The organism is Pseudomonas savastanoi (genome assembly GCF_020917325.1).
GTDB lineage: Bacteria > Pseudomonadota > Gammaproteobacteria > Pseudomonadales > Pseudomonadaceae > Aquipseudomonas > Aquipseudomonas amygdali.
On sequence record NZ_CP076652.1, the window covers coordinates 3,833,336 to 3,855,348 of the forward strand.

General features: G+C 57.8%; 20 protein-coding genes. 11 read left to right on the forward strand and 9 right to left on the reverse strand.

Features of this window, described 5'->3' with window-relative positions; all coding sequences use genetic code 11:
• Window positions 1-103 precede the first annotated feature (103 nt).
• Entirely contained in the window at window positions 104-2,302 is a 2,199-nt protein-coding gene (locus KP808_RS16065) for a putative bifunctional diguanylate cyclase/phosphodiesterase (protein ID WP_230016479.1), read from the forward strand.
• Window positions 2,303-2,358: 56 nt separating this feature from the next.
• On the opposite strand, the gene hppD is transcribed toward KP808_RS16065, so the two are convergent.
• Window positions 2,359-3,435: a 4-hydroxyphenylpyruvate dioxygenase gene (hppD, locus tag KP808_RS16070; protein WP_122259438.1), complete on the reverse strand. Its 1,077-nt coding sequence runs from the start codon at window positions 3,433-3,435 to the stop codon at window positions 2,359-2,361.
• 144 nt (window positions 3,436-3,579) lie between these two features.
• Entirely contained in the window at window positions 3,580-4,215 is a 636-nt protein-coding gene (maiA, locus tag KP808_RS16075; protein ID WP_058400971.1) for a maleylacetoacetate isomerase, read from the reverse strand.
• 159 nt (window positions 4,216-4,374) lie between these two features.
• On the opposite strand from maiA, the gene glcD reads away from it, so the two are divergent.
• The 4 genes from glcD to KP808_RS16095 are packed head-to-tail and all read left to right on the forward strand — an operon-like array spanning window position 4,375 to window position 8,610.
• Window positions 4,375-5,874, forward strand: a complete 1,500-nt coding sequence (gene glcD / locus KP808_RS16080) for a glycolate oxidase subunit GlcD (RefSeq protein ID WP_058400970.1) — start codon at window positions 4,375-4,377, stop codon at window positions 5,872-5,874.
• The gene (gene glcE, locus KP808_RS16085; RefSeq protein ID WP_058400969.1) at window positions 5,874-6,932 is read left to right on the forward strand and encodes a glycolate oxidase subunit GlcE; all 1,059 of its coding nucleotides are present in this window, start codon (window positions 5,874-5,876) and stop codon (window positions 6,930-6,932) included. Before glcD ends, glcE begins: the two co-directional genes overlap by 1 nt.
• A gap of 2 nt (window positions 6,933-6,934) precedes the next feature.
• Complete coding sequence (gene glcF, locus KP808_RS16090) at window positions 6,935-8,167, forward strand: glycolate oxidase subunit GlcF (RefSeq protein ID WP_230016480.1); 1,233 nt, start codon at window positions 6,935-6,937, stop codon at window positions 8,165-8,167.
• Window positions 8,168-8,202: 35 nt separating this feature from the next.
• Window positions 8,203-8,610 (forward strand): heme-binding protein, encoded by a 408-nt coding sequence (locus tag KP808_RS16095; RefSeq protein ID WP_002554153.1) that lies wholly within the window; start codon window positions 8,203-8,205, stop codon window positions 8,608-8,610.
• A gap of 77 nt (window positions 8,611-8,687) precedes the next feature.
• Here the strand turns inward: KP808_RS16095 and KP808_RS16100 are convergent, their stop codons facing one another.
• A complete protein-coding gene (locus KP808_RS16100) occupies window positions 8,688-9,659 on the reverse strand; it encodes a WD40 repeat domain-containing protein (protein ID WP_058400967.1) in 972 nt (323 codons plus the stop codon).
• A 328-nt stretch (window positions 9,660-9,987) separates the two neighbouring features.
• Window positions 9,988-11,004, reverse strand: a complete 1,017-nt coding sequence (gene gntR, locus KP808_RS16105; protein ID WP_058400966.1) for an HTH-type transcriptional regulator GntR — start codon at window positions 11,002-11,004, stop codon at window positions 9,988-9,990.
• 282 nt (window positions 11,005-11,286) lie between these two features.
• On the opposite strand from gntR, the gene KP808_RS16110 reads away from it, so the two are divergent.
• The 3 genes from KP808_RS16110 to csrA all read left to right on the forward strand — a co-directional run bounded on the left by KP808_RS16110 (window position 11,287) and on the right by csrA (window position 13,975).
• On the forward strand, window positions 11,287-11,775 hold the full coding sequence (locus tag KP808_RS16110) for a gluconokinase (RefSeq protein ID WP_058400965.1): 489 nt from the start codon (window positions 11,287-11,289) through the stop codon (window positions 11,773-11,775).
• A 100-nt stretch (window positions 11,776-11,875) separates the two neighbouring features.
• Window positions 11,876-13,228 carry a GntP family permease gene (locus KP808_RS16115; protein ID WP_055005401.1) on the forward strand — a complete coding sequence of 451 codons (1,353 nt, stop codon included), beginning with the start codon at window positions 11,876-11,878 and terminating at the stop codon, window positions 13,226-13,228.
• 558 nt (window positions 13,229-13,786) lie between these two features.
• On the forward strand, window positions 13,787-13,975 hold the full coding sequence (gene csrA / locus KP808_RS16120; protein ID WP_002554157.1) for a carbon storage regulator CsrA: 189 nt from the start codon (window positions 13,787-13,789) through the stop codon (window positions 13,973-13,975).
• Between the two features lie 115 nt (window positions 13,976-14,090).
• On the opposite strand, the gene KP808_RS16125 is transcribed toward csrA, so the two are convergent.
• The 4 genes from KP808_RS16125 to KP808_RS16140 all read right to left on the reverse strand — a co-directional run bounded on the left by KP808_RS16125 (window position 14,091) and on the right by KP808_RS16140 (window position 17,357).
• A complete protein-coding gene (locus KP808_RS16125; RefSeq protein WP_230016481.1) occupies window positions 14,091-15,491 on the reverse strand; it encodes a lysine N(6)-hydroxylase/L-ornithine N(5)-oxygenase family protein in 1,401 nt (466 codons plus the stop codon).
• Between the two features lie 247 nt (window positions 15,492-15,738).
• On the reverse strand, window positions 15,739-15,963 hold the full coding sequence (locus tag KP808_RS16130; protein ID WP_144439789.1) for a hypothetical protein: 225 nt from the start codon (window positions 15,961-15,963) through the stop codon (window positions 15,739-15,741).
• 192 nt (window positions 15,964-16,155) lie between these two features.
• Complete coding sequence (locus tag KP808_RS16135) at window positions 16,156-16,416, reverse strand: DUF1652 domain-containing protein (RefSeq protein WP_058400963.1); 261 nt, start codon at window positions 16,414-16,416, stop codon at window positions 16,156-16,158.
• Between the two features lie 458 nt (window positions 16,417-16,874).
• Window positions 16,875-17,357: a GNAT family N-acetyltransferase gene (locus tag KP808_RS16140; RefSeq protein WP_057403549.1), complete on the reverse strand. Its 483-nt coding sequence runs from the start codon at window positions 17,355-17,357 to the stop codon at window positions 16,875-16,877.
• 363 nt (window positions 17,358-17,720) lie between these two features.
• Between KP808_RS16140 and KP808_RS16145 the strand changes: the two genes are divergently transcribed.
• The 3 genes from KP808_RS16145 (at window position 17,721) to KP808_RS16155 (ending at window position 21,385) form a co-directional block, all read left to right on the forward strand.
• Window positions 17,721-18,665 (forward strand): alpha/beta hydrolase, encoded by a 945-nt coding sequence (locus tag KP808_RS16145; protein ID WP_058400962.1) that lies wholly within the window; start codon window positions 17,721-17,723, stop codon window positions 18,663-18,665.
• 54 nt (window positions 18,666-18,719) lie between these two features.
• Window positions 18,720-19,157, forward strand: coding sequence for a GNAT family acetyltransferase (locus tag KP808_RS16150; RefSeq protein ID WP_058400961.1), 438 nt, complete (start codon window positions 18,720-18,722; stop codon window positions 19,155-19,157).
• A 110-nt stretch (window positions 19,158-19,267) separates the two neighbouring features.
• Window positions 19,268-21,385, forward strand: a complete 2,118-nt coding sequence (locus tag KP808_RS16155) for a TonB-dependent siderophore receptor (RefSeq protein WP_080396264.1) — start codon at window positions 19,268-19,270, stop codon at window positions 21,383-21,385.
• Between the two features lie 57 nt (window positions 21,386-21,442).
• Here KP808_RS16155 and KP808_RS16160 read toward each other — a convergent pair whose 3' ends face one another.
• The gene (locus KP808_RS16160) at window positions 21,443-21,964 is read right to left on the reverse strand and encodes a DUF3237 domain-containing protein (RefSeq protein WP_058400959.1); all 522 of its coding nucleotides are present in this window, start codon (window positions 21,962-21,964) and stop codon (window positions 21,443-21,445) included.
• Between the last annotated feature and the right edge of the window lie 49 nt (window positions 21,965-22,013).

Consider the following 22,013-nt stretch of genomic DNA (forward strand, 5'->3'; position numbering starts at 1 on the left):
CAAGCGCATGTTGGCACGGTGCTGTCACCGCAGCCGGCACAGCGGCCTTGCACATCGGTCGCTTCGTGTTTCAGCTGCGATCAGCTTATCGCGATAGCCTCAAATGAACACTTACCCGGTCGGCGATGATGACGAAGAACGTATTCGTATCTTGAATGCTTTTTCGTTGATGGATACCCCACCTGAGCACGAATACGATCAGATCGTGCAAATGGCATCGCGGATTTTCGATGTGCCCATTGTGCTGATTTCGCTGGTTCATCGCGATCGGCAATTCTTCAAGGCGCGTATCGGCCTCGATGTCTGCGAAACGGGCCGTGACGTCTCATTCTGTAATTTTGCGCTCATGGGCCGTAACGTTTTTCTGGTGCCTGATGCATTGCAGGATGAGAGATTCAGCTCAAACGCCTTGGTAGTAGGCGCTCCCTATATTCGCTTTTATGCCGGGGCGCCGCTGATAACCGCCAGCGGTCATGTGCTGGGCAGCCTGTGCCTGATCGACAATAAACCTCGGGAGACTTTCTCGCAGCGAGATCAATTGGTTCTTCAGGACCTGGCGGTCATGGTCATCGAAAGAATGGAATTGCGTCGGCTCGCGCTCGAGAATGAAGACAGCCACGCCCGCTTCATGAATATCACCTCGACTTCACCCGACGCGATTATCTGCTCGGACAGCAAAAACCGGATCATCTCATGGAACAACTCGGCCGAGCTCATTTTCGGGCATCGATCCGAGGACGCCATGGGAAAGCCTCTCGATATCATTATTCCGCCCGAAATGCGCTCCAGACATCATGCAGGTCTGTCGAGGGTGTCTGCAGGCGGCCCGGCCTCCATTATCGGAAAATCCATCAACCTGACGGCCATCCATCGCGACGGTCATACAATCCCCATCGAGCTCTCGCTCTCACAATGGACGTATGCCGGCGAGCCACAATTCGGAGCGATCATTCGTGACGTCACCCAGCGTGTCGAGGCGGACAAATTACTCAAGCATGCGGCTGAATACGATCATCTGACCGGGCTTGCCAATCGATCGACACTCAAAAGGCGGATCAAGGAGGCGTGCGATGCGCAGCTGCCAGCAGCTATCCTGCTGATCGATCTGGACGGTTTCAAAGACGTCAACGACACGCTGGGCCACGCTGCGGGTGATTTTGTGCTCCAGGTGACCTCTCTTCGTCTTCGCGAAAACGTCCCGGCCAGCCATATGGTCGCGCGTCTGGGCGGCGATGAGTTTGTCGTGTTCCTGTCAGACACGGCAGACCCTGACAACGCGACCAGGCTGGGCCTGGCGCTCATCGCGGTCATCGAGGAACCGATTGAGTTTGAAGACAATTCAATCTACATCGGCGCCAGCATCGGCGTCTCCGTAAGGTCCGGCTGCGACTACGACGAGGAGCAAATGCTCGGCAATGCGGATCTGGCGCTCTACCAGGCCAAGTCTGACGGACGTTCCCTTGTTCGCACCTTCACCTCCGAGCATCGACAGACCGCGTCAAGAAGAGGCGCGCTCAGCTCATCAATGCGTCAGGCGTGGGCCAACAAAGAGTTCGAGCTGTACTATCAGCCTCAGGTACGCCTTGCGGACGGTCGTATTACCGGAGCCGAAGCCCTTATTCGCTGGAACCATCCGACACTGGGTGTGGTGTCCCCGGCGGTTTTTCTACCTGCACTGGAAGCGGGTCTTCTCGCGGTACCAGTGGGCGAATGGATCCTGCGCTCAGCCTGTGAGCAGGCAGCGCAATGGCAAAACACCGGCTGTGACGAATTTCGCATCGGCGTCAATCTGTTCGCCGCTCAGTTTCGCATGCGTGACTTTGCGGAAATGGTTGAAAGTGCGCTTGAAGACTTTTCCTTGCCGGCACACTCACTCGAGCTGGAGATCACGGAAAACATCATCCTGCGAAACGAACAACGCATTATGGAACCGTTGCGCCACCTTCGCTCATTGGGTGTGGGCATTGCATTCGACGATTTCGGTACCGGCTATGCGTCCCTGAGCCTGCTGAAAGACTATCCGGTGACACGGCTGAAAATCGACCGCTCATTCGTAAGTGGCGTTGAGCGCAGCAAAAAAGACGAAGTTATCATCGAGGCCGTTATCAGGCTGGCGAACGGCTTCAATCTCCAGGTCACGGCAGAAGGCATAGAGACCCGCGAGCAGGAAAGTCTGATGTGTCATTATGTGTGCGACGAGGGTCAGGGCTATCTGTATGGTCGTCCCATGCCGGCGCATGAATTTACCGAGCGTTATATCTCGTCTCACAATCGGCAGGCTGACGTGCTCAAGCACAAATGACTCAGAACGAGCCTGAGCAGGCTCGTCTGATCGCGCAAGGCGGATGCTTCTTATGCTCAGTCCGGCGTCAGTACACCGCGCTGGATCTGGTCTCGTTCGATGGACTCGAACAGCGCCTTGAAGTTGCCTTCGCCAAACCCGTCATCACCCTTGCGCTGGATGAATTCGAAGAACACCGGGCCCATCAGGGTTGCGGAGAATATCTGCAGCAGCAATCGGCGCTCGCCGCCTTCTGAAGAACCATCGAGAAGGATGCCGCGCGATTTGAGTTCAGTTTCCGGCTCACCGTGATCGGGCAGTCTTCCCTGAAGCATTTCGTAGTAAGTATCCGGCGGCGCCGTCATGAAACGCATGCCGGTTTCCTTCAGCGCGTCCCAGGTCTTGATCAGGTCATCGGTAAAGAACGCCACATGCTGAATGCCTTCGCCGTTGAACTGCATCAGGAACTCTTCGATCTGCCCGGCGCCCTTGGACGACTCTTCGTTCAGGGGAATGCGGATCATGCCATCCGGGGCGGTCATGGCCTTGGAGGTCAGGCCGGTGTATTCGCCCTTGATGTCGAAATAGCGCAGCTCGCGGAAGTTGAACAGCTTTTCATAGAACCCGGCCCAGTACGCCATGCGACCGCGATACACGTTGTGGGTCAGGTGATCGATGAATTTAAGGCCGGCACCGACCGGGTGGCGGTCGACGCCGTCGATGAAGTTGAAGTCGATGTCGTAAATCGAGGTGCCTTCACCGAAACGGTCGATCAGGTACAGCGGCGCGCCACCGATGCCCTTGATGGCGGGCAAGCGCAATTCCATGGGGCCGGTGGCGATTTCCAGCGGTTGTGCACCCAGTTCGAGTGCCCGGTTATAAGCCTTCTGCGCATCTTTCACGCGGAACGCCATGCCGCATACCGAAGGGCCATGTTCGGCGGCAAAGTATGAGGCCAGGCTATGCGGTTCATTGTTGAGGATCAGGTTGATCGCGCCCTGACGATACAGGGTCACGTCCTTGGAACGATGGGTCGCGACTTTGGTGAAACCCATCATCTGAAACACAGGCTCCAGGCTGTTGGGAGTCGGTGACGCGAATTCGATGAATTCAAAGCCCATCAGGCCCATGGGGTTTTCGTAGAGATCAGCCATGACTGGCTCCTTGCAGGAAAAGTGAGAGTGGTTAAACCAGCGCAATCACTGTCCTGCGGGCGGCGCACACGGGATCCCTCGCACGCTGCGCGCGAGAAAATCACCGAATATCAGTTGCAGACCAAGAATCTTCATGAGGGCAGCCTACTCCGGCTTGTCCGATTGTGCATCAGGGTGTGCCTGTTGAAAGGCCGGATGTTGCATGGCCAGACGCTCGACCCGCTGGATACGCGGGTATGCACTCAGTTCGACGTTGTAGCGATGGGCTGCATACAGCTGTGGTAACAGGTAAATGTCCGCAAGGCCGGGGCTCGTACCAAAACAGAAACCGTCCTTTTCGATCAACTGCTCGACGGCCTGCAAACCTTCGCCGATCCAGTGCTCGATCCAGCTCAGAATAGCGGGTTCGTCGTGACCCAGACCGCGTAACCGGTTGAGCACCGAAACGTTGTGCAAGGGGTGAATGTCACAGCCGACCAGCGCCGCAACGGCCCGCTGGCGCGCACGCAGAACAGCATCCTGCGCCAGTAACGCAGGCTGCGGGTAGCACTCTTCCAGGTATTCAATGATCGCCAGTGACTGGGTGATGACCACGCCATCGTCCAGCCTCAATGCAGGCACCCTGCCCTGCGGGTTGACCGCCTTGTAGCCGGGTGTGCGCTGCTCGCCGCCATCAAGCAGCAGGTTGACCGGGATCGCAGCGTAATCCAGCCCTTTTAGGGCCAGCGCAATACGCACACGGTAACTTGAGGTCGAGCGGTAGTAAGTGAATAGGTCCACGGAAGTCGCCTGCCTGACGCACGGGTGCTGTGTTTATTATTTTCGTAACCACATTACGTAATGCGTAAATTGCGCGATCCGCCTGACGCTGTCAACTCAAGCCTTGTGCTGAATGAGCTAGGATGCATTAACCCGATAAAAACAACGCTGGGTGCCTGCATGAATATTCTTTATGACGAACGCATCGACGGCATGCTGCCCGCGGTCGACAAGCAGCAATTGCTGCATGAGCTACGACGCCAACTGCCCGACCTGGACATCCTGCACCGCGCCGAAGAGCTGCGCCCCTACGAGTGCGACGGGTTATCGGCCTATCGCACCACGCCGATGCTGGTGGCGTTGCCACGGCATGTCGAAGAAGTGCAGACGCTGCTCAAACTGTGCCATGCGCGTCGCGTGCCGGTGGTCGCTCGCGGCGCGGGCACCGGGTTGTCGGGGGGCGCACTGCCGCTGGAAAAAGGCGTGCTGCTGGTGATGGCGCGCTTCAATCAGATCCTCGCTATCGACCCGGCTGCTCGTCTGGCACGAGTCCAGCCCGGCGTACGCAACCTGGCCATTTCCCAGGCAGCAGCACCCCACGGTCTGTATTACGCACCCGACCCGTCTTCGCAAATCGCCTGTTCCATCGGCGGTAACGTGGCAGAAAATGCGGGCGGCGTGCATTGCCTCAAATACGGACTGACCGTGCACAACCTGCTCAAGGTCGAGATACTGACCGTCGAAGGCGAGCCCATGACGCTGGGCAGCGACACGCTGGACTCACCGGGCTTCGACTTGCTGGCACTGTTTACCGGCTCCGAAGGCATGCTCGGTGTCATTACCGAAGTCACGGTCAAGCTGTTGCCCAGACCGCAGGTGGCCAAAGTGCTGCTGGCGGCGTTCGATTCCGTGGAAAAAGCAGGCAGAGCGGTGGGCGATATCATTGCCGCTGGCATCATCCCCGGCGGGCTGGAGATGATGGATAATCTGGCGATTCGCGCCGCCGAGGATTTCATTCATGCAGGCTATCCGGTTGATGCAGAAGCCATCCTGCTTTGCGAGCTGGACGGGGTCGAAGCCGATGTACATGCTGATTGCGAACGGGTTCGCGAGGTATTGACACTGGCTGGTGCGACCGAAGTGCGTCAGGCGAAAGACGAGGCCGAACGGGTGCGCTTCTGGGCCGGTCGCAAGAACGCCTTCCCCGCCGTGGGCCGTCTGTCACCGGATTACTACTGCATGGACGGCACTATCCCGCGACGCGAGTTGCCAGGGGTATTGCGCAGCATCAAGGAGTTGTCAGCGCAGTACGGCCTGCGCGTGGCAAATGTGTTTCATGCTGGCGATGGCAACATGCACCCGTTGATCCTGTTCGATGCCAATCAACCGGGTGAACTGGAGCGCGCAGAGGCGCTGGGTGGCAAGATCCTCGAGCTGTGCGTCGAGGTCGGCGGCAGCATCACCGGCGAGCATGGTGTCGGTCGCGAGAAGATCAACCAGATGTGCGCGCAGTTCAACAGTGACGAACTGACTTTTTTTCATGCCATCAAGGCCGCATTCGATGCCAGCGGCCTGCTCAACCCCGGCAAGAATATCCCGACCCTGCATCGCTGCGCGGAATTCGGTGCCATGCATATTCATGCCGGGCAATTGCCGTTTCCCGAACTGGAGCGCTTCTGATGAGCGAGATGGACAAAGACGTCAGCCAGGCTCTGCTCGAGCGGGTCGATCAAGCGCTGCGGGACAGCACGCCGTTACGTATTCAGGGTGGCAACAGCAAGGCCTTTCTTGGCCGTGAGGCAGCAGGCGAGGTGCTCGATACCCGCGAACACCGTGGCATCGTCAGTTATGACCCGACAGAACTGGTGATCACCGCCCGTGCCGGTACGCCACTGAGCGAGCTGATGCAGGTGCTGGACGCCGCAGGCCAGACGTTGCCCTGCGAGCCGCCCGATTTTGGCTGCGCAACGCTCGGCGGCATGGTCGCAGCGGGACTGTCGGGCCCGCGCCGCCCCTGGAGCGGGTCGGTGCGTGATTTCGTACTGGGCACCCGGGTCATCACCGGCCTTGGCAAGCATTTGCGCTTCGGCGGCGAAGTCATGAAGAACGTTGCAGGCTATGACGTTTCACGCCTGATGGCGGGCAGTTTCGGCTGCCTTGGGGTGCTGACCGAGGTGTCGCTCAAGGTACTGCCCAAACCGCGTCTGTGCAGCAGCATCGCGCTGCAGATGGACAGCTCGCAAGCCCTGGCCCGCCTCGCCGAATGGGGTCAGCAACCGATGCCCATCAGCGCAGCCTGCCACGACGGTCAAGTACTGCGCCTGCGTCTTGAAGGCGGCGAAGGCTCGGTGGCAGCAGCTCATGAGCGGCTCGGTGGCGAAGTGTTCGATGGCGCGTACTGGCAGCAGTTGAATGAGCAGCGTCTGCCCTTTTTTCTGGACCCGCGACCCTTATGGCGGCTCTGCGTACCTGCCGAAAGCGCTGTGCTGGACCTGCCAGGCGAACAACTGCTCGACTGGGGCGGCGCACAACGCTGGCTGAAATCCGACGCAGACGGCGAAACCATTAGAGCGATCACCACGGCGGCTGGCGGGCATGCGACCTGCTACGGCCAGGGCGTTGTCGACAGCCCGTTCCAGCCGCTGGCCACACCTGTACTGCGTTACCACCAGGCCCTCAAGGGCCGGCTCGACCCGCAGGGCATTTTCAACCCCGGCCGACTGTACGCGGAGTTTTAAGCATGCAGACCACATTGAGTGAACACGCCAGAACCCTGCCCCGCGCCGAAGAGGCCGAACGCATCCTGCGCAGTTGCGTGCATTGCGGTTTCTGCAACGCTACCTGCCCGACCTATCAACTGTTGGGTGATGAGCTGGACGGCCCGCGCGGCAGAATCTACCTGATCAAACAGGTGCTCGAAGGCCAGCAAGTCACCGAAAAAACCCGCTTGCACCTGGACCGCTGCCTGAGCTGCCGCAACTGCGAGACCACCTGCCCGTCCGGCGTGGATTATCACAACCTGCTGGACATCGGCCGTGCAGCGGTTGAGGCCCTGGTGCCCCGCCCGCTTGGCCAGCGGTTGCTGCGCGAAGGCCTGCGCCAGGTAATTCCCAATGCCGGATTGTTCCGTTTGCTGACCGGAATGGGCATGAAGTTCAGGCCCTTGTTGCCGCAGACACTGGCAATCAAACTGCCTGCAACAGTCCATCCTGCCGGGCTTCGGCCGTCCACTCGTCATGCACGTCAGGCGCTGCTGCTTGAAGGTTGCGTGCAGCCAGGTCTGTCACCTAATACCAACGCTGCCACGGCACGGGTGCTTGATCGTCTGGGCATCGGTATTACTGCAGTCGGCAACGCCGGATGCTGCGGCGCCGTGGATTACCATCTGAATGCACAGGACGCGGGGCTGGACCGGGCGCGGCGCAACATCGACGCCTGGTGGCCCGCGCTCGAAGGCGGTGCCGAAGCCCTCATCCAGACGGCCAGCGGTTGCGGTGCATTCGTCAAGGACTACGGTCATTTGCTGCGCCACGACCCCGCCTATGCAGACAAGGCCAAGCGCATCAGTGCGTGCACAAAGGATCTGGTCGAAGTGCTGCGTGACGAGCCGCTGGAAACCCTCGGCATCAAGGTCGACACGCGACTGGCGTTCCACTGCCCATGTACCTTGCAGCACGCACAGAAACTCGGTGGTGAAGTGGAACGCGTGCTGACTCGTCTAGGCTTCAACCTGACCCAAGTGCCGGACGGCCATTTATGCTGCGGCTCGGCCGGCACCTATTCAATCACTCAGCCAGCCCTGGCCCGTCAATTGCGCGACAACCGTATGAGCGCGCTGGAAAGCGGCAAGCCTCAGGTCATCGCCACCGCCAATATCGGTTGTCAGACTCACTTGGCCAGCGCCAACCGCACTGCGGTACGGCACTGGATCGAGCTGATTGACGAAGCGCTTGGCACTCCAGAATCTCGCTGAACTCCTATCCAATAACCACTGCTCCGGAGCAACCCATGAAAATCAAAGCCGTCCTTACCCAGACCGAAGTGAGCCTGATGCTCGGTGCCGCACGCGACGAGGCCCAGGCCAATGGCTGGGCTGTGGCCATCGCTGTCGTTGATGACGGCGGCCATCTGCTGGCGTTCGAGCGACTGGACGACGCGTCGCCGATCAGCAGCTATATCTCGATCGAAAAAGCCCGTACCTCGGCACTCGGCAAACGTGAGTCCAAAGGTTACGAAGAAATGGTCAATGGCGGGCGTACGGCATTTCTCAGCGCCCCGCTGCTGACCTCGCTGGAAGGCGGCGTGCCGGTCATCGTTGACGGCCAGGTGATTGGCGCGGTGGGTGTCTCCGGCGTCAAGGCCGAGCAGGATGCGCAAGTGGCCAAGGCCGGCATCGCGGCGCTGAATGCCGACTGACAGTGCAGGCCCCCGATGACAAAGACAACCGGCCACTGCGCCTGCGTCATCGGCCGTGGCAGGTTTGACGGGAGCAACTACAGCCTGTAGATCGAAATCCAGCTCATGTCCGGGTGGGAGGAGTAGATATAGGTACCGGTCCTGTTGAGTACCGCGCCGCCCACCGAAGGAAAGTAGGCGATACAGGTGGCGATTCCCTTCACAGTGTCGATCCGGTAGACGTCGTAATTGCAGGTGTAGATCGCATATACATAGCGCTCATCCGGCGTGACGCCTATGACTTTTACCGGATAGCCCTGGGTACCTATCTTCTCCCGATAAAACATTTTGTTGGTGGCGGCATCGATAATGTAGACCTCGTCGATTCCGCCCACATACAGCCAGGCGCCATCGGAACTGAAGGCCATCGACCGCGGATCGGAAAAGCCGGGAATATCATGCTGCAGGTAATCCACCTTGCTGATCGCAAGGACATCGGTGGGTGCCGTCCGGTCGACCAGCATCGTCGCGTAAAACCGGTCATTCAGGGGGCTGATCCCGAGGGCCAGCGACGCATTGGTCAGGGCACCCAGATCAAACTCGTTTTCGACCGTGTAGTTCTCGGTCTCGATCAGGCGGATAAGCCCGCCAAGCGCATTCTGAAAGGACAGGCAGATAAACCGGCCATCCGGGCTGCACAGGATGCGGTTGACGTTGGCAGCCGGAAGTATCCTGATGACCTCGCGCAAGCGCGTGTCCACCACGTAGCACCTCTTCTGACCAATGGTGTAAAGCCGTTTCCCATCGGGGCTCAGGGTAATCGCACCCGCGCCTGCCCGCTTGATACTGCCAACCACGCTTGCACTGGCGATGTCGACCACGCTGACTTCGCGGCCACTCTCATGAGCGACATACAGCGTAGTTTCATCGGGACTGATAACGATCTCAGCGGGTACAAAGCCCAGCGGGATGATGCCGGTCAACCAGGCGATGTCCAGAGGGACTTCTGAACCGACCGGGTCTGCAATGTGAGTCAGAGCTCTAACGTTTTGAGATGCTTTTTTTTGCATTTCTCTCACCCTTCAATAGGTCTTGTAAGACCGCCAGGACGGGGAATAGATAAGAAGATATATCCCCGTCATCCAACGATGCGGCCAAGACACTTATGCCGCTCCGATCCAAAAACGTAGGGTCATTGAATACTCAACACGAGGGGATGGGTACTGTCAGAAATAACAGTCCGGACGCGCCGAAACCGTTCGAATGAGGGTATCGGCAGGGTTGCAGGACAGGGCCGTCGGGCACTCCAGCCCGGCGGCGGGAAAGCCCGTAGCGCAACGACCACTGGTCAGCGTGATGGCCCGGGGGAAAGCATGCAGGGCTGGCCTTAAGAAAGACTCAGGAGCTTTCCCGTACCACCAGCTCAAACCCCAGATCCACCTGCGGATGCTGCGTGACACCGTCGAGCAAGCCCAGCAGCAGCTGTGCCGCGCGCTGCCCGACTTCCTCCCTGGGCGTACGTATCGAGGTCAGGCGCGGCACCATGTGGGCAGAACCGGGCAGGTCGTTGAAGCCCACCAGCGATACGCGTTCGGGAATGGCGACGCCCAGACGCAAAGCCTCAAGGGCCGCGCCCTGCGCGAGGTCGTCATTGCAGAAGAAAACCCCGTCGACATCCGGATGTTGCTCCAGCAGGCGGGCAAACAACTCACCACCCAGGCCAATCGAGGACGACTGAGGCGTCGAGACCTGCAGCTCGGGGTCGAACAGCCCGGCTTCCTCCAGCACCTGGCGAAACCCTGCCCCGCGCTGCAATACGCGAGGGTCGAGCTGAGCGGCCATGTAAGCCAGTCGACGGCGACCACGGCCCAACAGATGGCGTGCGGCTTCGGCCCCCGCCTGCTGTTGCGAGAAGCCAACGCAATAGGTACCCAGTCGAGTATCGAGTTCCATCATGTGTACGCAAGGTACGCCGCTGGTTTCAAGCATCTGGCGCGACGCTGCGGTGTGGTCGAAACCGGTCAGCAGAATACCCCGCGGACGATTGACCAGATGGTTGCGCAGCAGTTTCTCTTCCTCGTCGGGCGAGTAGTGATAGTTGCCGATCACCACGTCCAGACCGCGGATACGCAACACCTCCTGAATGGCCTCCAGCGTCTCGATAAACAACTGGTTGGAAAGCGAAGGCACCAGCACCACGACGGTCTGGCTGCAGGAAGAGGCCAGCGCCCTGGCTGCAGGATTGGCGACATAGCCCAGGGTCTGTGCCGCAGCGCGGACCTTTTCCGCCAGCTCCGGCGCAACGGTGGTAACGCCGCGCAGCGCCCGGGAGGCCGTGATCGGCGACACGGCGGCAAGCCTCGCCACCTCATTGAGCGTAGGGCGACCAGTAGAGCGGGAACCAATGCGGATCATGCGTTGCCAACTAACATAGGGGTTGCCAAATGTGTCGAATGCCCCATAAGGTAGCGCTGTCTCATGGAAGGTGACAATGCTTTATCGCTGGTTTCACATGGGCCACCCGGTCAGGGTCGCCGCGGAGAACAGCCTCCAATGCTTATTGATGAGCTCAAAACAACGACAAAAACTGGAACAGCCCGGGCTGAGCCTGATGTCCACCGGACAAAGACAGCGCTGTCTCCAGATGAGGTGCCTACTGTGACAACTGCGAATACTGCTATTTCCGCCCTTGTGGTAATGGGTGTTTCTGGCTGCGGCAAAAGCGCCGTCGGTGCCGAGATCGCCCGCAACAGCGGCGGTCGCCTGATCGAAGGCGATGCGTTCCACCCCCCGGCAAATATCGAAAAGATGAGCGCCGGAACCCCTCTCAACGATGAAGACCGCGCCGGCTGGCTGACCCGCCTGGGCGAAGAGATGGCTGCTGCCCTGGCAAACGGCGAGCACCCTGTGCTGACCTGCTCCTCGCTCAAGCTTATCTATCGCCAGCGTCTGCGCGATGCCGTGCCTGGCCTGGGCTTTGTTTTTCTGGAACTCAGCAAGGAACTTGCCGCCGAACGTTGCTCGCACCGGCCGGGGCATTTCATGCCCGCAAGTCTGGTGGACAGCCAGTTCGCAACCCTTGAGCCGCCCTATGGCGAGCCGCTGACACTGATCGTCGATGCATCGCAGCCTATCGCTGTCATCGGTGAACAAGCCGCAGCATGGTGGAAAGACTCCCACGCCTGATAAAGGCGTGAGCGCAGAAGACAGCGCTGTCTTGCGTACACACGATAAAAACGTCGGCGCTGTTAACAGCTCCTTAAAACAATAAACCGGAGAAACACCCATGTTCGGTATGACCCATGAGACGTTCCTGCTCGTCGATGCGTTGGTGACCATCGTCGGCCTGGTGCTGCTGATCACCACCTTCAAAGTGCACCCTTTCGTCGCGCTGACCCTGGCGGCAGGCTTTCTTGGCCTGACCTCGGGAATGCCGGTTGAAAAAGTCATGAAATCCTTCCAGGACGGCTTCGGTGGCGTGCTGGGCTTCGTCGGTATTATTCTCGGTCTGGGCACCATGCTCGGCAAGCTGATGGCCGACTCGGGCGGCGCAGACCAGATTGCGCAAACCTTGATACGTACCTTCGGCAAGCAGAAAGTGCACTGGGCAATGATGTTCTCGGCCTTTCTGGTAGGCATCCCGCTGTTCTTCGAGATCGGCTTTGTGTTGCTGATCCCGCTGGTGTTCATTGTTGCCCGTCGTACCGGCGTATCCATCGTCAAGATCGGTATCCCGCTGCTGGCAGGCCTGTCAGCGGTGCACGGTCTGGTTCCGCCACATCCGGGGCCGTTGCTGGCCATCGGCATTTTCGGTGCCGACATTGGCAAGACCATTTTTTACGGACTGATCGTTGCACTGCCGACGGCCATCATCGCTGGCCCGATCTTCGGCAACTGGATTTCCAAAAGCATTCCTGGCACGCCTTCAAAGGAACTGATGGACCAGATTGCCAAAGAGTCCAGCACTGAAAACCTGCCAGGCTTCGGCATTACGCTGGTGACCATCCTGCTGCCGGTCTTCCTGATGCTGCTCAAGACCTTTGCCGATGTGGTGTTGCCGGAAAACAACATGTTCCGCATCTGGATGGACCTGATTGGTCACCCGATCAGCGCCCTCCTCGCAGCGCTTTTGCTGGCGTTCTACACCTTTGGTGCAGCGCGTGGCTTTGACCGTACAAAAATCATGAAACTGCTGGACCAGAGCCTGGCACCGGTTGCGGCAATCGTTCTGATCGTGGGTGCAGGCGGTGGCTTCAAGCAAATGCTGGTCGCCAGCGGCGTGGGCGACGTGATCGGACACATGGCTGTGCAGGCTCAGATCAACCCGATCATGCTGGCCTGGCTGGTGGCTGCCGTCATCCGTATTGCAACCGGTTCGGCTACCGTGGCAACCATCACCGGTGCAGGTATCGTGGCACCCGTAGTCGGCCTGATTCCCGGCGTCAACCGCGAGCTGCTGGTGCTGGCAACCGGTGCCGGTTCGTTGATCCTCTCGCACGTCAATGATGCCGGTTTCTGGCTGGTGAAGCAGTACTTCAACATGACGGTTGCCGAAACCTTCAAGACCTGGACGGTGATGGAAACCATCCTGTCGGTGGTCGGCCTGATCTTCATCATGTTGCTGTCGATGGCGCTCTAAGCCCATTACAGGCAGGGCCTTTGCGGGCTATGAAACCCGCGAAGGCCAACGCCTTGCTGTACATCGCATCTCTGCGCCGCAGCGCGCATTCCGAATCTGGCACCCAGTGTCTCTGACAGGGTTAACGCGCCGGAGCGTAGAAGCAACAGTAACCCGGCAGCCCTTTCCTACATCCCCGCTCAACACTTTCAACTGAATTTTCAGAAAGTCCGAGCAATCTCGCAAAGTCATGCCTACGCTTACACTCATGCCGAGATGGGCTTATCCCGCCTCGTCGAGTGAGACGATGACGACCTCAAAGCGTGCAGCGGTTCACGATACTTTTTACATGACGCCAGTAAATACGGGCATTTTCACGTCGAAACGGGCAGAATTGGCGCGCTCGTCGTATCGCAGATGCAAATCTCGATGACAAGAAAATGAACCGAGGGAATTTAATTCACCCATGTGACGTCATAAGACGGATGCATTTGGATGCACTCGGCAACAATCACCACGCAAAGGCAAACGCCAGCCTCTTGAGAGAGGCGTTTTCAAGAGGCCATCAAGGAAAAGATTATGTTGATACTCACTCGCAAAGTAGGCGAAAGCATAAACATCGGTGACGAGATCACTGTCACGATTCTTGGCGTTCAAGGGCTTCAGGTCCGCCTGGGCATCAATGCACCAAAAAATGTTTCAGTGCATCGTGAAGAAATCTACAAACGTATCCAGGCAGAACTGGCTCCAAACCAGGACCCACAATAATTCCTGCAGCACCCCCTTATTCAATGTTGATTTGCCATTTACTGGCAAACAGCCGTACGGCGTCCCTGGGACGCCGTTTTTTATGGTGCTGTTTACCCATCCCTGTAATCGCTGCCTAAACCGCCTGTATGTGAAGCGCTGCCTGCATGAACAAGTCCAGCCCGGGTACCACGGCAACAGCAGTGGGACAGGACAGCCTGCTGGTGACGGCCTCAACCACTGCTCGGCTTGCGTCATGGTGAAACTGCCAGACACCGTAAATACGTCCATTGAAGGCGGGCTCACTGCCCAGATGCGGATCGACGCCAAGCCCGGCCCCCAGACCAAAAAGATACAGGCCCTTCAGTCGACGCCCCTGCTGGTCCAACGGACAGCCGCAAGCGTCGGATTCAAGACCGCCCTTTGTCTCGCGCAGATGGATGAAGTTGCCTTGGGCATCTCTTAGCGTCGGCAGCACGGGTTGATAGCCAGAGCACTGCACAACCACCGCCGATCCGGCAAGCGCTAGCCGGGCCAGCTCGTGGTCATCAGGTCGCCCACCCAACGTCTGCAGCATCTGCACGCGCACCCCCGTCTTGCCGACACGGCCGCTACACAGCGCCTCGCGTCCAATATCCAGCGCCCGATAGCGCAAGCCGCCGGAGCGGTTGACCCGACCTGATACCGGACACACATCGTGTTGAGTATCGAAAAGGTAACCAGCCGCCATTGCCTGTTCGACACTTTCGTAAAACAGCCTGATGCGGCTTCGATGAATAAGCGTCAGTTCCTGCAAACCCGCGAACTCCAGTGCATCTGCCAGATTTTCCAGCATTGAAAATGCACTGTGTGACCCACCCACAATCGTGATTCTCCCCTTACCGACCAGCGCGGGACCGAACACTTCGCGTAATTGCACCGCATTCATACGCAGCAACCTGTCGGCGCTTTGAATATTCACATTGCCCGGCAACGCCAGCCCCTGCCCTGAGAGAGCGTCAATCAGGTGTTGAGGGTCCTGACGTCCACCCAGATTGAGTACCAGCACCCGGCAGCGCACACGTCTTTTGCCGTGCGGACCGTCAACGTGCAGGCAGAATGTGTCGCCGTCACTCACCACCTCTTCAATGGTCGTACCGGACCAGACTTTTACTCCGTAGCGCTGCATGATGTGGTCGAGTACCAGCCTGGCGGCCTCGGCCATGAGCAGACCGGCATCAGATAACTGCGGCGCGCTTTGCGCCTGCGCGTTGATACGCCAATACGCTGCCGAGTTTTCCAGCGGCTCGAATACCTCACGCAACGCCGGATCGCGCAGGCAATCGATGAATACATCGCCCACAGAATTGGCGGTAATCCGATACTCTCCCAGCACGCCTGCTCCGGGCCGGTCGCCTGCATCAATGACGATCAATCCTTTCGCGGCAATTCCAGGCATTGCGCCGGTCTTCAGGGCATTGAACAAAAACCCCATGCCGGCGAGCCCGGCCCCTCCGACGACGCAGCCGCAGGTTGTTTCCATACCGTTATCAAACATGATGATGCTCCATCGTCATTTCATACGTTGGTGCAGCACAGAAGTTCTGGATGATCGAGTGCCTGGCTGATCAGGCGAACCAGCGTCCCTGCACGATTCGAGGCGAAACACATACAACCGAACACCGACAAAGGCTCATTCACCGAAGTGATGAGTCGTCATGAAACAGTGTTTTTTACAGAAAGTTACAACACGTAAAACAGGCGGGATCTTGCAGTAACGGAGTGGGCAATAAAACTGCCCAATGCTACCGCCCGTTTTTAAAGGCGGCGTTTTTATCAAGTGGAAAAGCGTGACAATGCGTTACGCATTCAGGAGGCAATCGAATATTTGCAAAGAAACGCAAAAGTGTCAAATAGGCAAAGCGTTGCGCAAACAGTTCAGGGTTGCGCTGTAAGCTGATGATTTCACGGCGCTTGTGCTTTTTAAACCCTTGGCGGGCGTACAGTCCAAGATTGTTAAAAAGTTTCATGAATTTCTCTTATTTTTTTATCGCCCGGCCCTGAAACAGCATGACTCCGGCGCTGTTAAATTGACGAGCGACGGAACGGCGAGTTTTGCCCGGAAAAACTAAAACCCACAACCGCACAAACGACAAGGCCCCGATCAACACTGATCGAGGCCTTGCTGCGTGATGCCAAGGCATCAGGGGGATGAAGCAGTATCAGGCAGCGCTGTAATGCGCTTGTGACGCCCTGGCTTTTGCCGGCTCTTCACGCAACCCGGCTACCAGCGCAGAGATATCCCGCACGGTCTTGATGCGGCTGAGCGGGAGGCTCGTCTGGCGATGGGTGCGCCCGGACACTGGATCGCTTATTTGCACCGTCATCTGATCGTTGGCAATGGTGCAGGTGCAACGCAACGGCAGGAATGCACGTTCAACGATACTCCTGAGTTCTAACTCAGACAGTCCACTCGTAATCATCTCTTTATCTCCTTATGGGTGTAAGCATGTCCCGACCATGACAAATTTTGACAATTTTTATTGTTGATGACCCTTTTAAAAACGGCCCAGACCAGCCCGCCAATTATCTGTCGTCACTCGCGTTATGCTTAGACGAGTTATACACCTCACGCGCCCCTTATAGCAACTTCCACAACCGAATAACCCAACCCCTTTTAACGCCGTTCCTTATTGAAGAATCAGCAGAAAAAACGATTCACCGTAATGATTTCCAGCGTACTACCGCCTGACATGAATCACCGCGCACAAACGTGACACCAGAAAACAGCATTAATACTGACGAACGGTCGACGGCCGGGGCGGAGTTATCTGAAAAATTAACCAGACACTGTTATCGAGTCACTTGAAAAACGGCTTAAAGATAAAAGGCACGCCCGGGCCGATGCAACAATGGCCGGGCGCGCGCCCGCATGAAAAACTTACTGTTCCGAGCCAGACAGGCGCAGATGGATCAGCGCCACTCGTGCGCCTTGTTTATCGCGTTTCTCTTCGATGGCGTAAGGGCGAAACCCCATCCGCGGGTAAAACAGCAATCCGGGGACGTTGTGGTTGTAGCAGGATGCAATCAGCTCAGTCGCTTCGTGCTTGTCAAAGGCGATCCCCATCATGCTGGTGATCATGTAGCGCCCTACCCCTTTGGAGCGGGCCTTCGGAGCGATGATCACGTTACCCAGCGAACAGCGGCCGCGAAATTCGCATTGAGAGAAATTGGCAAACCCGACAACTTCGCCATCCATCTCGATGACGGTCGAGTCGTGACGGGTCTCCAGCGCTGCGCTGAGTTGCTCGGCGGTCAGCGGGTAAGTGGCTCTGGGGAACATGTAGAACAGTTCGTCGGCATTCTGCGGCAGTTCGCAAATCGTGGGGATGTCTTTTTCTTCCAGGGGACGGTGATGGAACATGGGCGGTAACCTCTTGAAGAAATTGAAGAAAGCGCGAGTAAACGTCAAGCTGATCAGCGACTCGGGCGACGACAGGTGACAAAAATACAGCGCCCGCTCCATCACAGCATAATCCCCGGCTATCGAAAAAGGCACCTCAATAACGAATTGTGCTAATGAGCGTCTTTGTTGACACTGCATTCGGACCTTCTGGCGCAACGTATTGAAGCGTAGGGTTTTGCGTGTACATCGCGATTGCTCAGTTTGAAAACGTACCCGCCCCCCCTCTGTGCAATATCCTGTAACCCATGTTTGGCGACTCGTCTTGCAACCCTGACGCAGAACCGGCATTTATTTCACTTTGTTGACTGGAACATGCGTCTTATGCCGATTTCGCCCCTGGCTCGCTTCAAGGCTCGTCCGATCAAATGGGTCTGCATGTTAGCCATCATTATCGGCCTCCCGGTCGGCTGTGCAGTGCTTGAGCACAAGGAGCGCGAGCTGGTGTTTCGCATCGAGCCCGGCACCGCAAGCTGGTACAGCGGTCTGCCCGCCGATGTGCAGGAGATCGAACTCAGCGCACCGTCATTTGGACCATCGCAGAATATCCACGCCTGGTGGTGGCCCGCATCGGACAAGAACGCACCGGCCGTGCTGTACCTGCATGGCTCAAGATGGAACCTGACCGGCCAGCTGTTCCGTATCCAGCAACTCAAGGCGCAGGGCTACTCGATACTGGCAATCGATTATCGGGGCTTCGGGCAGAGCATGGGCCAGTTGCCGTCCGAGAAGTCGGTGTACGAAGATGCACGCATTGCCTGGGCACGCCTGAAACAACTGCAGCCCGATCCGCAGCGCAGGCTGATCTATGGGCACTCGCTGGGCGGCGCAGTTGCGGTGGATCTGGCCGCCGAACTGGGCAATGACGCAGAAAAGGACAACACACCGATTCAGGCCCGCGGGCTGATAATAGAATCTACCTTCACCAACCTGGCCGATGTGGCCACCGCACTGGCCAATACCTCGCTGCCTGTGCGCTGGCTGCTGTCGCAGAAGTTCGACTCTCTGGACAAGATTGCAGACATCCACATGCCGGTGCTGATCGTGCACGGCACCGAGGATCGCTACGTACCGGCACGCTTCAGCGAGCAGCTGTTCGAAGCGGCGCAGGAACCCAAGAAACTGATACTGGTGCCTGGCGGTACGCACAACAACAGCATGCAGATCGGCCAGCCCGCCTATAGTAGGGCCATCCGTACGTTGCTCGATACACCCACATCACTGCCCAGGGTGACGACACAGGACCAGCCGGCAAAGAACGCTGGTTAGACATGGCCGGACACGACGCAGTAGTCTCTGGGCTCATCACTCAGGGACCGCGCAATGAACTGCATTGTCGAGTATTCAGATCCGCATCACCGCCTTGCCGTCATCGAGCTGTGGAAGACAGTCTTCAATGACCCCATGCCGCATAACCGCCCGGAGTTGTCGATCGACAAGAAACTGGCTGTCGGGGACCGGTTGTTTTTCGTCGCAGTCATGGACGGCCGCGTGACCGGGACCATTCTTGCCGGTTACGACGGCCATCGCGGCTGGCTGTATTCGGTCGCGGTTGCCCCGCACCAGCGCGGCAAAGGACTGGGAACAGCACTGGTCAGGCACGCAGAACAGGCTCTTGCGGACCTTGGCTGCGTCAAGATCAACCTGCAGATTCATACGTTCAACGAAAGTGTGCAGGCCTTTTATCAAACACTGGGGTACACGTCCGAGCCCATCATCAGCATGGGCAAGCGGATTGACGCCAACGTCGATACTCATTAATGACCTGAGAGGCCCCTTGTTTGCAGAGCAACGGTCTCAATCATTTATTTACATGAGAATCAGTATCAAATTACAATTATTGCTATTAACGTCCTTGCTGAGCATTTCCCTTGAGCACCTCCTCCCAATGTCCTCGCCGTTCCGGCTCTTTTTTGCTGTCCGCACTTTCACTGGCGATGTGCGCCAGCGGCGCAGTGCATGCTGCTGAAACCGCAACCTTGCCTGCCACCCAGGTATCCGCCGCCGCTACCGAAGGCCGGGAAGGCTACAGCGCAGAAAGCACCAGCACCGCGAGCAAGAGTGATGTGCCGCTCAAGGAGGAGGCACAGTCGGTCAATGTGGTAACACCGCAGACCATCGCCGACTACAACGTGCGCTCGCTGGACGATGCGATGAAGTTTGTCAGCGGCGTCAGCCAGGGCAACACGCTGGGCAACACCAAGGACTCGGTGATCAAGCGTGGCTTCGGTACCAACGACGACGGCTCGGTCCTGCGCGATGGCGTACGCTCGGTGGTATCGAAAAACTTCGGTGCCACCACCGAGCGCGTTGAAGTACTCAAAGGTCCGGCATCGCTGCTGTACGGCGCGATGGAGCCGGGTGGCGTGATCAACGTGATCAGCAAACAACCGCAATATGTGCAAAGCACCACGCTCAGTGGCTCGGCCTACAGCGAAGGCGGTGGCAGTTTCGGCATCGACACCACCGGACCGCTGGGCGATTCCGGGCTGGCCTACCGACTGGTGGCAGAGCGTCAGAGCGAGGACTATTGGCGTAACTATGGCGTCGACCAGCACACCCTGATCGCGCCCTCTTTGTCCTGGACCGGAGAGCGCGCCAGCCTGACGCTCGCCTACGAATACAACGATTACATCAGCCCGTTCGACCGCGGCACGGTGTTCACGGGTGGTCATCCGGCCGATATCAGCTATGACAAGCGGCTCGACGAAAAATGGTCAAATACCGTGGGCATCAGCGAAACCGCAACCGCGCGCTTCGAGTATCAGCTTAGTGATGACTGGAAAACCCGTCTGACCTACGGCTGGAACAACGACCGCTACAGCCTCTCGATAGCCCAGCCAAGCACATTGTCCAGCAGCGGTGTGCTGCGTCGTCAGGCCAATGGCGGCCACTATGATTATGAAACGCGTTATGCCAGCTGGGACTTCATCGGCAAGCAAGAGATTCTTGGCCAGCAACATGATCTGTTGATCGGTGCCGAGCAGGAAGACTCCGACAAGTATCGCGGCAAGACCTACCGCAACACGGCTCAAAACGGCTTCAATATCTTTTCGCCGGTGTATGGCAGCCTGGCCGAGCCCAGTGTGGTCAGCGCGGCGAACAGCAACCTGAGCAATCAACTGACCTCATCTTCCCTGTACCTCAAGGATAACTGGCACCTGAATGACCGCTGGATTCTGGTCTTGGGTGGTCGCTATCAGCATTATGACCAGTACATCAAACAAGGCCTTGGTGCTAGCCGCAACACTAACCTGGACAAAAATGACGATATATTCCTGCCGATGGCGGGCGTGGTATTCAAGGTCAATGAAGACCTGTCGCTGTACGGCAACTACAGCCGCTCCTTCGTTCCCAATGAGGCCGTCAACGATGACGGCACCACCTTCGACCCGGAAGAAGGCCGTAGTTACGAAGTCGGGGCCAAATATGCACTGGCACCGGAACTCAACTTCAACCTCGCCGTGTTTGACATCGAGAAGAAAAATGTCGTGACCACCGTTACTACCGGCGTCAGCGAGGCGGCTGGCAAAGTGGGCTCACAGGGCGTGGAGCTGGACGTGACAGGCCGCATCGCCGAGCGCTGGGACATGATCGGAACTTATGCCTACACACATACCGAAGTGCTCGATGACCCCAAAAACGAGGGCAATCGTCTGAGTCAGGCACCCAAGCACACTGCCAGCCTGTACCTCACCCACCATCTGCAAGTCCCGTCCGGTCTGGGCGAATGGCATGCCGGTGGTGGCGCGCGCTATGTCGGTGATCGGGCGGGTGACAACGCAAACACGTTCTACATGAGCAGCTACACCGTGGCTGATGCGTTCCTGCGCTGGGATGTGCCGATGGCCGGTTATAAAACCCGCCTGCAATTGAACGTGGATAACCTGTTCGACAAGCAGTACTACCCCTCCAGCACCGACAGCCAGTTGCAGGTCAACGTTGGCGAGCCGCGCACCGCGCGCCTAAGCGCCAGCGTCACCTTTTAAGTAGTTGCAACGGGGCAGGCCTGAAAAGGCCTCCCCACGCCCAACCAAAAGGACGAATCAGGACTTCATCCGGTAAAAACTGATCAGCGTTTCATTGTCTTGAATGTATTCGGTCTTGCCAATGAAGGCGCTCTTTTCCAGCCATTCATTAGGCCCAAGGGAAACCTTGAAGCGCGGCGTGCACGTGCATTGGTAATGGCCGTCACTGATCGGCCAGACCCCGTTCTGCAATTCCTGCTGACCCACTTCGTCCATGAGCAGGACACCCCGGCTTTCAACGCTGATCAATTCACCCAATTGCGTGACCAGGGTGAAACAAGTGTCCACAAAGGCAAGCTCGGATGACAATTCAACCTGCATACAGCTACCGCCAGCCAGCACCGAGCCACTGAAATATTCGGCATGGAACTCACCGCCCAGAATCCTGCTGTTGCTACGCAGTCCATCGCTGCATATGCCCATAAGCACAGGAACGTCGGTCTTCAGAATGACGGTCAGCACTTTCTCAAGCTGAGGCGCCACTGCTGCATTACCACGAAAAGAGCGTTTGACGGGTTTCTTGAAATCGATGACGTTCATGGACCTGTTCACTCCATCGTTGAATCAATTCGGGCAATGGATGGCTGGG

Coding starts and splice junctions, on each gene's coding strand:
- csrA (WP_002554157.1), top strand. CDS start 13,787: ATGTTGATACTCACTCGCAAAGTAGGCGAAAGCATAAACATCGGTGAC.
- KP808_RS16130 (WP_144439789.1), bottom strand. CDS start 15,963: ATGAAACTTTTTAACAATCTTGGACTGTACGCCCGCCAAGGGTTTAAA.
- KP808_RS16110 (WP_058400965.1), top strand. CDS start 11,287: ATGGGTGTTTCTGGCTGCGGCAAAAGCGCCGTCGGTGCCGAGATCGCC.
- KP808_RS16115 (WP_055005401.1), top strand. CDS start 11,876: ATGTTCGGTATGACCCATGAGACGTTCCTGCTCGTCGATGCGTTGGTG.
- KP808_RS16125 (WP_230016481.1), bottom strand. CDS start 15,491: ATGTTTGATAACGGTATGGAAACAACCTGCGGCTGCGTCGTCGGAGGG.
- glcE (WP_058400969.1), top strand. CDS start 5,874: ATGAGCGAGATGGACAAAGACGTCAGCCAGGCTCTGCTCGAGCGGGTC.
- glcD (WP_058400970.1), top strand. CDS start 4,375: ATGAATATTCTTTATGACGAACGCATCGACGGCATGCTGCCCGCGGTC.
- KP808_RS16100 (WP_058400967.1), bottom strand. CDS start 9,659: ATGCAAAAAAAAGCATCTCAAAACGTTAGAGCTCTGACTCACATTGCA.
- KP808_RS16065 (WP_230016479.1), top strand. CDS start 104: ATGAACACTTACCCGGTCGGCGATGATGACGAAGAACGTATTCGTATC.
- KP808_RS16160 (WP_058400959.1), bottom strand. CDS start 21,964: ATGAACGTCATCGATTTCAAGAAACCCGTCAAACGCTCTTTTCGTGGT.
- glcF (WP_230016480.1), top strand. CDS start 6,935: ATGCAGACCACATTGAGTGAACACGCCAGAACCCTGCCCCGCGCCGAA.
- KP808_RS16145 (WP_058400962.1), top strand. CDS start 17,721: ATGCCGATTTCGCCCCTGGCTCGCTTCAAGGCTCGTCCGATCAAATGG.
- KP808_RS16095 (WP_002554153.1), top strand. CDS start 8,203: ATGAAAATCAAAGCCGTCCTTACCCAGACCGAAGTGAGCCTGATGCTC.
- gntR (WP_058400966.1), bottom strand. CDS start 11,004: ATGATCCGCATTGGTTCCCGCTCTACTGGTCGCCCTACGCTCAATGAG.
- KP808_RS16135 (WP_058400963.1), bottom strand. CDS start 16,416: ATGATTACGAGTGGACTGTCTGAGTTAGAACTCAGGAGTATCGTTGAA.
- KP808_RS16140 (WP_057403549.1), bottom strand. CDS start 17,357: ATGTTCCATCACCGTCCCCTGGAAGAAAAAGACATCCCCACGATTTGC.
- KP808_RS16150 (WP_058400961.1), top strand. CDS start 18,720: ATGAACTGCATTGTCGAGTATTCAGATCCGCATCACCGCCTTGCCGTC.
- hppD (WP_122259438.1), bottom strand. CDS start 3,435: ATGGCTGATCTCTACGAAAACCCCATGGGCCTGATGGGCTTTGAATTC.